Source organism: Saccharothrix violaceirubra, assembly GCF_014203755.1.
In the GTDB taxonomy this organism is placed as follows: domain Bacteria; phylum Actinomycetota; class Actinomycetes; order Mycobacteriales; family Pseudonocardiaceae; genus Actinosynnema; species Actinosynnema violaceirubrum.
The window spans coordinates 4,013,507-4,026,513 of record NZ_JACHJS010000001.1 but is presented as its reverse complement, the minus strand read 5'-3'; the positions used below and the strand labels follow the sequence as shown (position 1 = coordinate 4,026,513).

Genomic DNA, 13,007 nt, shown 5'->3' with positions numbered 1-13,007 from the left:
GGCCGCCGGGCATCCGCGGCGGCGCCGTTCGACCGTTGTCTCAGCCGAGCTTCGACCGCGTGCGGCCGACGGCCCACTCGGGCAGTGAGGTGAGGACGTCGGCGAGCGTCGTCGCGGCCAGGCTCGTCCGCCACGCCTGGTGGGCCTCGTGCATCTTCACGGCCAGCACGCACGCGTCGCGGCACGTCTCCGGCGGCAGCGCGCCCTTGCCCTGTTGGCGGATCTCCCGGCACTCGTAGGGGGAAGCGGCGCCGCCGACCGCCTCGACGATGTCGAGCAGCGTGACGTCCTCGGGTCGTCGGCCGAGTCGGAAGCCGCCCCGGGGACCGGTCGTCGCGGCCAGCACGCCCGCGCGCACCAACGCCTGCAACTGCTTGGCCAGGGCGGCGGCGGGCAGGTCGTAGTACTCCGCGAGCCTGGCCGCCGACGCGGTCGCGCCGGGTTCGAGCTGGGCCAGCGTAGTCGCGCAGTGCAGCAGCCATTCGGTGCTCACGGGCAGTTTCACGGCCGCAGTGTATCGCGGATATTGCGGACTTTTTTAGTCCGAGATAGGGTGGGTGGCGTACCGAGGGGAAGGAAAGCCATGCGCATCGCAGTCGCCGGGGCCACCGGCAACATCGGCCGGCTCACCGCCGCCGTGCTCGAACGCGACGGTCACGAGGTCGTGCGGATCAGCAGGTCGCTGGGTGTCGACCTGCTGACAGGGGAGGGGCTCGACGACGCGTTGACCGGTGTGGACGCCGTGCTCGACGCGACGAACGCGCCCGCCGGCGACCGTGAGTCGGTCGTGTCGTACTTCGGTGCCGCCACGGCCAACCTGCTGGCCGCCGAGGAACGTGCCGGTGTCCGCCACCACGTGCTGCTGTCCATTGTGGGCATCGCCGGGGTGCCCGGAAACGCGCACTACGCGGGCAAGCGCGAGCAGGAGCGGCTGATCGAGGCCGGCGGGGTGCCGTGGACCATCGTGCCGGTGACGCAGTTCCACGACTTCGCCGAGATGGTCAGCGGCTGGTTCGAGCAGGACGGTGTCGTGACCGTCGCGCCGCTGCTCGTGCAGCCGATCGCCCCCGCCGACGTGGCCGACGTGTTGGCCGGCATCGTGACGGGCACGCCTCTGGGCCGCCACCGCGACGTCGCCGGCCCCGAGACCCAGGACCTGATCGACATGGCCCGGCGCACGCTGGCCGCGCGCGGCCGGGAGGTGAAGTTCGTGCCCACCTGGTCGGCCACGTACGGCCTGGACATGTCCGGCAACGCCCTGCTGCCCGGACCCGACGCCCACCTCGCGCCGACCACGTTCGATTCCTGGTTGGCCGACCGGAAATAGTCCGTCATCCCGCTCGAATTTCGCTCGAAGGGTATTCCCCGTGCCATAGCACGTTGTGTCACCCGATCGGGGGTATCGAAACGCTGTTCGGCTGGGGGAATGTTCTCCCCGCAATCGCCGGCCACCGGGGGATTACGGGCGGTTCGCCCCGGTCCTTTCCGGTCGGATATTGGGGGCTCGAATGGGAATCAAAGCGAAGGTGCTCGCCACCTTTTTCGCGGCGGCCACGCTGTCGGCCGTGACGACCGGTGTTTCGGCCGCCGCGGCGGTGGACGAAGGGCCGACGGCCGGGACGCCGGAGGTCGGCGCACTGGCCTGGGGCAGCATCAAGACCCGGCTGAACGGGCGCTGTCTGGACGCCGACGCGAACACGCTGCCGAACAACGGCACGAAGGTCCAGCTCTGGGACTGCAACGGCACGTCGCAGCAGTCCTGGGAGCTGAGGTCGGTCGGCAACGGCTACTACACGATCCACATCCGCTGGTCGGGCAAGTGCCTGGACGCCGACGCCAACAACGGCGGGAACGGCACCAAGGTGCAGATCTGGGACTGCAACGGCTCGGCTCAGCAGCGCTGGTACAAGTACGGCGAGTCGGGCACGTCCCGATTCGTCAACGACTTCTCCTGGCGCTGCCTGGACGCGGACGCCAACGCGGGCGGCAACGGCACGAAGGTCCAGCTCTGGGACTGCAACGGCGCACCCCAGCAGGGCTGGTACTGAGCGGGTGGTGCGGCGGACCGGAACCGGTCCGCCGCACCATCGGGTCGGCACACCCGTAACCGGATTCCGGTCATACATGCCACCGGTGCCGCCCCTGTCACCGTGGAAATAATCCACCGCCACAGCGAAACCCCTTTTCGCTCTTTCCGTGCCCGGTTCGGGGCACCGGATGAACGCCAGGGGTGGTGATCATTCCGGACCGGATGTCCACCTGGGCATCCGGTCCGGAGAACGGGCCTAATCCGCGACCAGGACGCTCCCGCCCCCGAACGGCAGGGAGCCGACCCGGCGGCGCAATGGCACGTACTCGCGCTGGCGGCGCACCAGCCAACGGCCCGGCGCCAAGCCCGTGGCGCCGTGTTCGGGGTGGATCAGGTAGGCGGGTGTGGCGTTCTCCAGGTAGGCCACGGCCAGGCCCAGCGGGTCGTGGACACCCGGCGTCCAGCGGGTGGAGTTCTCGTCGGCGGTCAGCGTGTGCGGGTTGCCGCCGGCGGCGCCGCGCACCAGCTCCACGCCGGCGCGCGGAACCTCGCGCAGTCCACCGGCGATGCGCACCACCGACGACACCAGGTCGTACGGCAGCACCAGCAGGTCGCCCTGGGCGTGCGGGCCGTCGACGACGGGGACCGCGATCTCGCGTGCCACGTGGTCCAGGACGTCGAGAGAGGTCAGGTCGAGCAGTTCGGACAGTCTCATGGTCACCTTCGGCGTTCAGGTCCGGCGGAGGAGGAGGGCGTACTGGTCGCCCGTGAGCCCGTAGGTCCAGGCGGCGGCGTCGACCGGGTCGTCGAACCAGCCCGGTACACGCAGGCCGTACCGGCGACGTGTCCCGTCGCGCTCGACGGAACCGTTGACGGCCACGAGCAGGCGCTGGTTGCGACCCCAGTGCACGGGTTGGTCGTAGAGGCTCAGCAGGTTCCCGGCGTTACCGGGATCCGGTGCGGTGGCCACGAGCGTCAACCCGCCGCCGTCGAGGAAGTCCTGCCAGCCCAGGTTTTCCACGGCGCAGCGACGCACCTCGGCGTTGCGCTCGGCCGCGATCCGGTCCGGTGTCGGGTCATCGATCACCCACGCCGGGACGCGGGTTCCGTGCCACGCGTACACCGCGAAGCCGTCGGCGTACTCGATGGCCGGTCCGAAAGCGTTGTGCGGCAACGGTTCCCCGCCCGCATCGACATGGATCGCCGTCGGGCGTTCCGAGATCACGCAGCGGCCGTTCCGCGGCCACCACCACCCGCACGACCGCGCGAGCACGGCCCACGGCTCCAACCCGGCCATCACCTCCGGGTGGACCGCACGCTCCCGGAGCACTTCGAGCACCGAGAACCATGCGAGCCAGTCGGCCTCCTGCTGGCCGTACCAGCACAACCCGACGGTGTCGCCGAGTTCCGCGCGCACGTAGCCGGCGATCCGACCCCGTACCAGGTCGCCCAACGGCCGCAGCAGGTGCGACCGTGCCACCGTGAAGGGGGAACTCCCGGTCGACAACAACTCCAGGGCGTCCTGGGGTGGACGCGCCCCCCACCAGACCGACGAGTCCCACCGCGCGGACCGCCACCGCAGTCCGGTCAACCGGTCGGCGATGTCGTTGGCCACGCCCCGCGGGTAGTCGTAGAAGGATCGGATCGGGCCCGGTGGCACGAGGTCCAACGCCGCGCGCGGCGAGTCGACCCAGATGAAGACGGGTGGTTCGGCGCCCGCACGCCGGTACAGGGTGGAGATCGCGGCCTCGGCGGCGGAACGGTCCGCCGGCCCGGTGGCCATCGCGTGAGTCCGCCACTCGTCGCACAACGCGACGGCACGCCACCAACTGTCGAAGTGGCCCTTGGCGAGACTGACGGGGGTTGGTTCGATGTTCTCAGCGCCGAAGTGGCGCCGGCGGCTCATAGGCCGAGGGCGCTACCGCCCTTTCGCGTCGTCATGAACGGATCATGACATCGGATTCGCCTCTCGCGCAAGCACTTCCGGAGTGGACGGACCGGCGAGGTCCAGCGCGGCGCGGACGAACCGGGCGATCCGGGGCGACCGGCTGCCGGCCGGCCAGAGCAGGAAGGTCCGGTACGGCGCCGCGTCCGCCACCGGGCGGTAGGTCACGTCCGGCCGGACGTTGCGCGTGGCCACCGAGACGGGCACCAGCGCCACGGCCTGCCCGAGTGCGACCACCTCCAGCAGTTCGGCGCCGTCGCGCACCACCGGGCCGTCACCCGGCCGGTCGCGCCACCGGGGCGTCGGTTCGGCGGCCAGGTCCGCGTTCGTGAGGACGTCGCGCCCGGCCAGGCGGTGCCCCGAGGCGAGCGCGGCGACCCGTGGCTCGGTGCGCAGAGGCTCGGTGTCCAGACCCCGGTCGTCCACGCAGGCCGCGATCGCCACGTCCGCCCGCCCGTCGCGCACCATGTCGGCCTGCTCGCCTAACCCGCCCGGCGCGACCCTGATCGTGGGCACGTCCGGCTCGCCGCGGAACCGTTCGCGGACCCGGTGCACCAACTCCGTGGCCACTCCCGGATGGACCGCCACCACGAGCCCGTCCGCCGGCAGGCCCGCCCGCCGCGTCCGACGTACCGCGGCGTCGAGGGCGTCGAGGACGGCGGTCGCCTCGGTCACCAGGGTCTCCCCGGCACGGGTCAGCGTCAGCCGGTGCCCGGTGCGCTCGAAGAGGGCGACACCCAGCCGACGTTCCAACTGCCGCAGTGCCCGGGACAGCGGCGGCTGGGCGATGCCGAGCCGCTTCGCCGCGCGGGTGACGTTCAGGTCCTCGGCCACCGCGCGGAAGTAGCGCAGCTCGCGGATCTCCATACCGCCAGGGTATGGGGCGGCACCCGACCGGTCCTGGCCTCCGGGCGCCGGAACGGCTGGGGTGGGGGCATGCACACGAACGACGTCGCGCTCGTCACCGGCGCGAACAAGGGGATCGGCCGGGAGATCGTCCGCCGGCTCGCCGAGCGGGGGCTCACCGTCTACCTCGGCGCCCGCGATCCGCAACGCGGCCGGGTGGCCGCCGAGGGGCTGGAGGACGTCCGGTCCGTGCGGCTCGACGTGACCGATCCGGCGTCGGTCGCGGCGGCCGTCACGCGGATCGAGGCCGAGACGGGCCGGCTGGACGTGCTGGTGAACAACGCCGGGGTCGTGGTCGAGTGGGGTGTCGGGATCGCCGACCTCACCGCCGCGCACCTGCGCGAGGCGTACGAGGTCAACGTCTTCGGCGTCGTGACCGTCACGGCGGCGTGCGTGCCCCTGCTGCGTCGTTCCCCCAATCCGAGGATCGTCAACATGTCCAGCGGACTCGCGTCGCTCGGGCTCCTCGGCGACCTGGACAGCCCGTTCCCGACCCGGGACCTGCCCGCCTACAGCTCGTCCAAGGCGGCGCTCAACGCGCTGACCCTGATCTACGCCCACGCCCTGCGCGCCGACGGCATCAAGGTCAACGCCACCAGTCCCGGCCTCGTGCCGACCGACGGCAACGCCGCCGCGTCCTTTCCGCGCGGCGACCGCACCCCGGCCGACGGCGCCACCGTCCCGGTCCTGCTCGCGACGATCCCCGCCGACGGGCCCACGGGCACCTTCCGCGGCCCGGACTCCCTGGACCAGGTCATCCCGTGGTGAAGGCGGTCCCGAAACGAGACGGCCCGGTGTGGTTCCGACGCGGATCGGGCACCCGGTGCCTTTCCGGTTCCCAGGAGGTTCCAGAGTGTCTTCCACCGCCCGATTAGCCGCGACCGTGATCGGTGTCGCGGCACTGCTCACCCCCGCCGTGGCCCAGGCCGCCCCGGACCCGACGAAGACCTTCGAGGTCCGCTACAACCCGGGCGACAGCGATCCCGCCCACGGCCCCAACTCGTTCGTCATCACCGACCACCGGTGCGGCACGCAGCACATCCGGTACCGGATCGGCGACAAGGGCTGGGACGAGTCCATCCAGCCCCGGTGCGACGAGACGATCTCCGTGTCCGTCGCCCCGCTGGGTCCGAACGAATACCCGCTCAAGTGGCGGTACTGCTTCTTCTCGTTCTGGCGCAAGCCGCCGATCCCACACCTGTTCTGCGGCGACTTCCACGAGACAGTCGTGCGGACGACCTGACCACGCGTTGCGATGTACGGGTGACGCCGTGTAACAGCGGGGCCGGTTCCGTCGAGATCGGATTGTGGAATTCCTCGCCGGGTCGCCGGCCCCGACACCCGTCGCGGCAGCGCTGCTGATCGCGGCGACGCTCTTCCTCACATGCGTCGATTTCACCGCCCCCGGACGAACCAGGTATGTCGGCGTGCTCGTCGCGATCCCGGCTCTGGCGTTCCGCGACGAACTGCGCGGGCTGCCGCCGGGCGTCCTCGTCGCGCTCGGCCTGGTCCTGGGTCTGGCGCGGCTTTCCCCGGTCGGCCTGGTGATCGCCGTCGCCGCGGCGTCCGACCCGGTGTCGACCGCCGGGTTCGTCGTGCCGTTGGCGGTCGGCTGGTTCCTGCGGGAGACGGTGTCCGGCCGCCGGAGCCCGGCGGCGTGGGTCAACCGCGCGTTCGGGTACGTGGGTTGCGCTCTGGGTCTGCTTCCCCTGGTCCTGGTGTTCGCGGTGCCCCTGCCGGACGCCTCCGGCTGGCAGTGGGTGGCGCGCGTGCTCGGCGCGCTGCTGATGGGGAAGCTGCTGTTCGACCACGAGGTCGACAGGTGGGGTGTGCTGCGCGGGCGACGACATGGGCTGCGCGCCGTGGAGATCGGGCTGGTCCTGATGGGTTTCGCCGTCGCCGCCGGTCCGATCGGCGCGCGCGTGGTCGAGTGGTGGGGCATCACGACGTGGGGCTTGGTCCCGCTCGTGTACTTCCTGGCCGCCTACGCGGCGCATCGTGTTGTCAGGAAGCTGAGAGTTCGGTTCCTGGAACTTTGCACGACGTGTGCGAGTGCCGCCATCAGAGGGGCGCTGTGGTTGCCGTTCCTGTTGGTCGGCCTGACGCAGCCGGCCCACTTCGGGCTGGGGTCCGCCGTGCTGTACCTGTTCGTGGGTGTCGTCGTGAGCCCGCTCGAACGCCACGAGCTGCGCTCGAAACGTCACCTGGCCGACCTGAAGAGGCTGCTGCGGGCGGACGAGGCCGAGCGGGAGGCCGCGCTCGGCCGCTGGGCGGAAGACATGGTGGGCAGGCCGTACTTCTTCACCTACCACCTGCCCAACCTCGCCGCGGGGGTCGCGATCGGAGCGAGTGCCGGTGCCCATCCCCAGTTCGCGCCCGAGGAGGTGCCGGGGCTGCTCGCGATCGCACGGGACGCCTTGGACGCGATCGGCCGTGCGACTCCGCCTTCGTACCAGACGCGCGGTGAGCAGTTCGGCGCCCGCGGCGACCATGCCCGCCACGTCGCCCACGTGTGCGAGAACCTCGGCCAAACGCAGGGGCGGTTGGACGCGGCCGAGGAAGCCGCCGAGTGGTACGGGGAACTGGAGGTGCCCGCCGCGACCACGGTCGCGCTGGTCGAGGCCGCTGCCGCCGCGCTGGACCTCGACCGACCGGACCACGCCGCCGACCTGCTCGACCGCGTGCCGTCCGACCTGCCGCCACCGGTCGACCGGTACGTGACGGTGTTCCGCGCGCACCTCGCCGCGCGGGGCGGCGACCTCGACGAGGCCCGCCGCCTGGTCGGCCTCTTGCCCGCCTACGACGCGAAGGCGTTGATCCGCGCCCTCGCGGCGGAACGGCTGCCCTACGGCCCGGACCTCTCCGAGCTGTTGCCGAGGATCGTCGAGTCCGAAGTCGGGCTGCGACAGCTCGGCGTCGCCTGACGGGCGTGACGTCCGGGTCCGGGTTACCTTCGGATTCCTGGTGAGGGGGAAAGTCCGGTCCGGAGGGTGGCATGTCGGTGCCCGCGTGGGTCGCGCCCATGCTCGCCGTGGACGACGGTGGGCGGTTGCCCGTCGGCGAGGCGTGGGCCTACGAGTACAAGTTCGACGGCTACCGGGCGGCGTTGCGGGTCGGCGTGGGCGGGGACACCGTTCTGACCAGTCGCAACGGCCTGGACTTCACCGGCGAGTTCCGCGCCCTGGTCGGCGCGGCGGAGGTCGGGCGCGACCTGGTCCTCGACGGGGAGATCGTCGTCTGGCGGGACGGCCGGGCCGACTTCGAACTGCTCCAGGAGCGGCGGGGGCGCTTTCGGAAGGGCAAGTCGGTCGAGGAGTTCCCGGTGCGGTTCCTGGCGTTCGACCTCCTCGCCTTCGGCGGCACGTCGTCGCTCGACCTGCCCTACGACGAGCGTCGCCGACTGCTCCTGGACCTGCCGCTGCCCGACGACCGGGTGGCGGTGGTGCCCGCACTGTCCGGCCCGGTCGAGGACCTGCTGGACCGCGCGGCGGCCGAGGGGTACGAGGGACTGGTCGCGAAGCGGCGGGATTCCCGCTACCTGCCCGGAAAACGCTCCGACGACTGGCGCAAGCACCCGTTCACGCGGACGGCCGAGGTCGTGGTGTGCGGGTGGCACCCCGGTCGGGGGTCGTTCGCCGGGGTCGTGGGCGGCCTGGTGCTCGGCGCGTACGACCCGGCGTCCGGCGACCTGGTCCACGTCGGCGACGTGGGCACCGGCTTCGACACCCGGGAACGCGCCCGGTTGCGGGACCGCCTGGCCGGGCTGGAACGCGCCACGCCACCGTTCCCCGTGCCGCCCGCCGACCGCGGCGCCCGCTGGGTCGAGCCGGTCCTGGTCGGCGAGGTCCGGTTCCGCCACCGCACGCGGGGAGCCGGCCGACTGCGCGGGACCTCGTGGCGCGGCCTCCGTGACGACCGCACCCCGGACGAGGTGATCATGCCGTCGAAACCCGCCGAAACCCGTGTCACGGTCCGCGTGGGCGACCGCACGCTGAAACTGTCCAACCTGGACAAGACCCTCTACCCCGACGGCTTCACCAAGGGCGAGGTGATCGACTACTACTCACGGGTCGCGCCTTTCCTCCTGCCACACCTGCGCGGCCGTCCGGTCACGTTCCTGCGCTTCCCGGAAGGCGTCGGCGGGGAGAACTTCTTCCAGCGCAACGCCGGTGAAGGCGCACCGGACTGGCTGACCACCGTCGTGCTCCCCAGCGATGCCAGTGGCACGGTCGAACACGCGCTCGTCGACGGTCTGCCCGCCCTGGTGTGGGCCGCGAACCTGGCGGCCCTGGAACTGCATGTTCCACAGTGGACGGTCGATGACGTCAGGCTCCCCGACCGCCTGGTCTTCGACCTCGACCCGGGGCCGGACACCACCGTCGTGGAGTGCTGCCGGGTCGCCGAAAGACTGCACGCCGAGCTGACGGCGGACGGCCTCGTCCCCGTCGCCAAGACGTCCGGCTCGAAGGGCTTGCAGGTCTACGCGGGCATCAGGACCGCGGACCCCATGGCGCCCACCGCCTACGCCAAGGCGATCGCCGGAAAGTTCACCGCCGCGACACCGCGACAGGTCACCGCGACCATGGCCAAGGCACAACGCAAGGGCAAGGTCTTCATCGACTGGAGCCAGAACAACCCGGCCAAGACCACGGTCGCGCCCTACTCCCTGCGCGGCCGTGCGGAACCGACCGCGTCGACCCCGGTCACCTGGGACGAGGTCCACGCGTGCCGCGATCCCGAGGACCTGGTGTTCACCGCCGACGACGTCCTCGACCGCGTCGCGGAGCACGGCGACCTGTTCGCCGCCGTCGCCGGGCGCACCGCGCTGCCCTGATCACGAGCAGGCGTCGGCCACCAGTTCGCGCAACCACCGGTGCGCGGGGTCCACGTCCACCCGGGCGTGCCACAGCAGCGACACCGTCACCTCGGGCGCCGGGAACGGCAGCGGGAACGTCCGCATCCCGGCCCGCGCCGGTGCGGTGTGCCGCTCGGGCACGGTCGCCACCAGGTCCGAAGCCCTGGCCAACGCCAACGCCGCGGTGAACCCGTCGACCACGGTCACCACCGCCCGCCGGTGCCCGGTGGGCCGCAACGCGAAGTCCACCAATCCGTCCACGCTCCCGCGGCGCGACGCGTGCACATGCCGGGCCGAGGCGTACCCCTCGACCGTCACCGGGCATGCCAACGGGTGCTCTTCCCGCACCACCCCGACGAACCGGTCCGTGAACAGCGGACGCCCCACCACGTCCGGCGGCGGAACGTCCTCCACCACGGCGATCTCCAGATCGACGTCGTCCCGCAACGGCTCGAAGTCCTTTGTGGACCGGCGGAGGAACCGCAACCGCACCCCCGGCGCCACCCGCCCCACCTCGGCGACCAGACCGGGCCCGAACGCCTCCACGAACCCGTCGCCGCCCCGCAGCACGAACGTCCGCGTCATCGTCGCCGGCTCGGAGGGCCGGGCCGGGCTCAACACCTCCTCGGCCCCGCGCACCAGCTCCCGCACCCGGTCGCGCAGTTCGAGCGCCCTGGGGGTGGGCACCAGCCCGCGCCCGGCCCGCACGAGCAGCGGGTCCCCGGTGGCGCGACGCAGCCGGGCCAGCGCGCGGCTCATCGCGGACGGGCTGAGCGACAGCCGTTCGCCGGCCCGCGTGACGTTGCCCTCGTCGAGCAGGACGTCCAGCGTGACCAGGAGGTTCAGATCGGGTCGGGCCATGGCGCCCATGGTCACACGGCGTCGCGCGCACAGCTGCGTTGCGGTCTTCGCGCGTTCCGGACCATCCGGATCGGACCTACGTTCCCGGTATCCGATCCCCGGGAGGTCCGCCGTGCGCAATCCGACACTCGTGGCGCTGTCGCTGTCCATGCTCCTGCCCTCCGCCGCGGTCGGGATCGCGAACGTCGGCCTGCCGACGCTGGCCACCGCGTTCGACGCGTCGTTCGACGCGGTGCAGTGGGTGGTGATCGCCTACCTGCTGGCCACCACGACGGCGGTGGTCGGCGCGGGCCGCCTGGGCGACCTGGTCGGCCGACGCCGACTCCTGCTGACGGGCGTCGCCGTGTTCACGCTGGGCACGCTGCTGTGCGGGCTCGCGCCGACCCTGCCGTGGCTGATCGCCGCACGGGCGGTCCAGGGCGTCGCCGCCGCCGCCATGATGGCGTTGACGATGGCTTTCGTCGCCGAGGTGGTCCCGGCGGACCGCACCGGCCGGGCCATGGGACTGCTCGGCACGATGTCGGCCGTCGGCACGGCCGCCGGCCCGTCGCTGGGCGGCGTGCTGATCTCGGCGTTCGGCTGGCGGATGCTGTTCCTGGCCATCGTGCCGTTGGGTGTCGTGGGGTTCGTCCTCGCGGCCCGCACGCTGCCGCGGCCGTCGATGCCGGATCGTCCCCGGTTCGACCTCCCGGGCCTGGTGCTGCTGGCGGTCACGCTCGGCGCCTACACCTCGGCCGTCACCCTGGACCGCCACCAGGTCCCGTCGCTGCTGGTGGCGGCGGTCGGCCTGGTCGCGTTCGTCGTGGTCGAGAACCGGGTGGCCGCGCCGCTGGTCGCCCTGGCCGGCCTGCGCGAGCCGGGCCTGGCCGCCGGTCTGACGTCGGGCGCGGTGGTCTCGGCGGTCGTAATGACGACGCTGGTCGTCGGCCCGTTCCACCTGGGGACCGCGCTCGGCCTCGCACCGGCGTGGGTCGGCCTGGCCATGTCGACCGGACCGGTGGTGGCCGCCCTCGCGGGTGTGCCGGCCGGCCGCCTCACCGACCGCGTCGGCACGCGGACGGCCGTGCTCGCGGGACTGGTCGCCATGGTGGCCGGGTCGACGGCCCTGGCCCTGCTCCCGGTCGGGGCCGGGGTCGTCGGCTACGTGGCGTCGCTGGTGACGATCACCGCCGGGTACGCGGTGTTCCAGGCCGCCAACAACACGGCGGTGCTGCGCGACGTCCCCGGACCTCGGCGCGGTGTGGTGTCCGGCCTACTCACCCTGTCCCGCAACCTCGGCCTCACGACCGGTGCGTCGGTCATGGGCGCGGTGTTCGCCGCCACGGCCCACGACGTGACGCTCGCCGACCAGGTGGCCCGCGGCACGCGGTGGACGTTCGCGGTCGCGGCGGCCGGCCTGGTCGTGGCGCTCGGGATCAGCTCCCGGACTCGTCGGTTGGCCCGGACTCGTCGGTAAGCGCGGACTCGTCGGTGAGCACGGTCTGGAGGCGCGCGCCGGGCATGGTCTGCCGGTAGGTCCCGGCACCCAGGCCACCGGCGCTCAACCCCGCGGCCACGGCCTCGTCCCGGTCCACCAGCCGCAGTCGGCCGTCCGCCGACTCGGCCGCCCCGAACTCGCCGGTCACCGGCGAGCCGGGCTCGTGGTAGACCTCGGGGGAGTCGGGGAACAGCGCGAGCAGTCCCTCGTCGTGGCCCACGACCCGCCAGCGACCGCTCTTGACCAGGCTTTCCTCGGTGTAGACGGGGAACCGGCGCGGTGCGGCCAGGACCCGGGCGTGCGCCCGACCGTCCGACGTCACCCCGTCGAACAGCCCGAGCGCCGTGCCGAACCGGTTGCGCGTGATCACCACGGCGACGCGGTACCCGTCCGACACCGGGATCGCGAGCAGGTCGCCCGGTTTCGGCCGGGCGGCCCGCTTGGTCACCGGGGTCAACCGGCGCAGCCTCGCCGGGTCGAGGTCGGCCAGCGGTACCCGACCGGCGGCCAGGACCAGGGTCAACACCTCGGCCACCGCGTCGGGGTCGGCCGGCAGGTCGGCCAACGCCGACCGGGCGTCCGCGAACACGTCGTCGGCCAACTCCGGTACGCGCGACGCGTCTGCCGGCACGTACCGACGTCCGTTGACGGTCGCGGCCACCTCGAACGGGTACGGCAGGTCCGAGGGCACCGACCAGCCGACGACCTCCAGGAACTCGCCGAGCGTCGGGGTTCCCCCGACCCCCTCGGCGATCGACTCGGCCACGTCGGCGAAGCGGTCGGCGAGGTGGTCGACGTCGAGTGGGGCATTGTTCACGGACAACCCAATCCCGTTCGTCCTGCGCTGCTCGTATTCCTCGTATTCGGCGATTCTCTTGTCGACCGAGGGATTCCACCGGTCGTCCGGTGGTGATCCCGTCGCGGCCGATGGCCG

At 72.3% G+C, this 13,007-nt stretch carries 13 protein-coding genes; 7 read left to right on the top strand and 6 right to left on the bottom strand.

Going from position 1 to position 13,007, the window contains the following annotated elements:
• Nucleotides 1–40 precede the first annotated feature (40 nt).
• Nucleotides 41–505, bottom strand: coding sequence for an RrF2 family transcriptional regulator (locus F4559_RS18670; RefSeq protein WP_184670396.1), 465 nt, complete (start codon nucleotides 503–505; stop codon nucleotides 41–43).
• Nucleotides 506–583: 78 nt separating this feature from the next.
• On the opposite strand from F4559_RS18670, the gene F4559_RS18665 reads away from it, so the two are divergent.
• Together F4559_RS18665 and F4559_RS18660 are read left to right on the top strand one after the other, a co-directional pair.
• Nucleotides 584–1,327 carry an SDR family oxidoreductase gene (locus F4559_RS18665; protein ID WP_184670395.1) on the top strand — a complete coding sequence of 248 codons (744 nt, stop codon included), beginning with the start codon at nucleotides 584–586 and terminating at the stop codon, nucleotides 1,325–1,327.
• 181 nt (nucleotides 1,328–1,508) lie between these two features.
• Nucleotides 1,509–2,048 carry an RICIN domain-containing protein gene (locus F4559_RS18660; protein ID WP_184670394.1) on the top strand — a complete coding sequence of 180 codons (540 nt, stop codon included), beginning with the start codon at nucleotides 1,509–1,511 and terminating at the stop codon, nucleotides 2,046–2,048.
• A 237-nt stretch (nucleotides 2,049–2,285) separates the two neighbouring features.
• Here the strand turns inward: F4559_RS18660 and F4559_RS18655 are convergent, their stop codons facing one another.
• The 3 genes from F4559_RS18655 to F4559_RS18645 are packed head-to-tail and all read right to left on the bottom strand — an operon-like array spanning nucleotide 2,286 to nucleotide 4,841.
• Nucleotides 2,286–2,744 carry a DUF8820 family protein gene (locus F4559_RS18655; protein WP_221447283.1) on the bottom strand — a complete coding sequence of 153 codons (459 nt, stop codon included), beginning with the start codon at nucleotides 2,742–2,744 and terminating at the stop codon, nucleotides 2,286–2,288.
• Nucleotides 2,745–2,759: 15 nt separating this feature from the next.
• Nucleotides 2,760–3,935 (bottom strand): DUF6745 domain-containing protein, encoded by a 1,176-nt coding sequence (locus F4559_RS18650; protein ID WP_184670392.1) that lies wholly within the window; start codon nucleotides 3,933–3,935, stop codon nucleotides 2,760–2,762.
• Between the two features lie 42 nt (nucleotides 3,936–3,977).
• Nucleotides 3,978–4,841, bottom strand: coding sequence for a LysR family transcriptional regulator (locus tag F4559_RS18645; RefSeq protein ID WP_184670390.1), 864 nt, complete (start codon nucleotides 4,839–4,841; stop codon nucleotides 3,978–3,980).
• A gap of 69 nt (nucleotides 4,842–4,910) precedes the next feature.
• Here F4559_RS18645 and F4559_RS18640 point away from each other — a divergent pair, with 69 nt between their 5' ends.
• From F4559_RS18640 to ligD, 4 genes are all read left to right on the top strand, one after another.
• Nucleotides 4,911–5,648, top strand: a complete 738-nt coding sequence (locus F4559_RS18640) for an SDR family oxidoreductase (RefSeq protein WP_184670388.1) — start codon at nucleotides 4,911–4,913, stop codon at nucleotides 5,646–5,648.
• An 85-nt stretch (nucleotides 5,649–5,733) separates the two neighbouring features.
• Nucleotides 5,734–6,123 carry a hypothetical protein gene (locus tag F4559_RS18635; protein WP_184670386.1) on the top strand — a complete coding sequence of 130 codons (390 nt, stop codon included), beginning with the start codon at nucleotides 5,734–5,736 and terminating at the stop codon, nucleotides 6,121–6,123.
• A 64-nt stretch (nucleotides 6,124–6,187) separates the two neighbouring features.
• Complete coding sequence (locus F4559_RS18630) at nucleotides 6,188–7,804, top strand: hypothetical protein (RefSeq protein WP_184670385.1); 1,617 nt, start codon at nucleotides 6,188–6,190, stop codon at nucleotides 7,802–7,804.
• 71 nt (nucleotides 7,805–7,875) lie between these two features.
• Nucleotides 7,876–9,714, top strand: coding sequence for a DNA ligase D (ligD, locus tag F4559_RS18625; protein WP_184670384.1), 1,839 nt, complete (start codon nucleotides 7,876–7,878; stop codon nucleotides 9,712–9,714).
• Here ligD and F4559_RS18620 read toward each other — a convergent pair whose 3' ends face one another.
• Complete coding sequence (locus F4559_RS18620; RefSeq protein ID WP_184670383.1) at nucleotides 9,715–10,596, bottom strand: LysR family transcriptional regulator; 882 nt, start codon at nucleotides 10,594–10,596, stop codon at nucleotides 9,715–9,717.
• Nucleotides 10,597–10,708: 112 nt separating this feature from the next.
• Between F4559_RS18620 and F4559_RS18615 the strand changes: the two genes are divergently transcribed.
• Entirely contained in the window at nucleotides 10,709–12,052 is a 1,344-nt protein-coding gene (locus tag F4559_RS18615; protein ID WP_312865718.1) for an MFS transporter, read from the top strand.
• Here the strand turns inward: F4559_RS18615 and F4559_RS18610 are convergent.
• Nucleotides 12,012–12,890: a hypothetical protein gene (locus F4559_RS18610; protein WP_184670381.1), complete on the bottom strand. Its 879-nt coding sequence runs from the start codon at nucleotides 12,888–12,890 to the stop codon at nucleotides 12,012–12,014. The genes F4559_RS18615 and F4559_RS18610 overlap by 41 nt on opposite strands.
• Nucleotides 12,891–13,007 lie beyond the last annotated feature (117 nt).

Bases quoted from the DNA above. Each gene is read 5' to 3' on its own strand.
- F4559_RS18645 (WP_184670390.1), bottom strand. From the start codon at position 4,841: ATGGAGATCCGCGAGCTGCGCTACTTCCGCGCGGTGGCCGAGGACCTG.
- F4559_RS18620 (WP_184670383.1), bottom strand. From the start codon at position 10,596: ATGGCCCGACCCGATCTGAACCTCCTGGTCACGCTGGACGTCCTGCTC.
- F4559_RS18665 (WP_184670395.1), top strand. From the start codon at position 584: ATGCGCATCGCAGTCGCCGGGGCCACCGGCAACATCGGCCGGCTCACC.
- F4559_RS18640 (WP_184670388.1), top strand. From the start codon at position 4,911: ATGCACACGAACGACGTCGCGCTCGTCACCGGCGCGAACAAGGGGATC.
- F4559_RS18650 (WP_184670392.1), bottom strand. From the start codon at position 3,935: ATGAGCCGCCGGCGCCACTTCGGCGCTGAGAACATCGAACCAACCCCC.
- F4559_RS18660 (WP_184670394.1), top strand. From the start codon at position 1,509: ATGGGAATCAAAGCGAAGGTGCTCGCCACCTTTTTCGCGGCGGCCACG.
- ligD (WP_184670384.1), top strand. From the start codon at position 7,876: ATGTCGGTGCCCGCGTGGGTCGCGCCCATGCTCGCCGTGGACGACGGT.
- F4559_RS18655 (WP_221447283.1), bottom strand. From the start codon at position 2,744: ATGAGACTGTCCGAACTGCTCGACCTGACCTCTCTCGACGTCCTGGAC.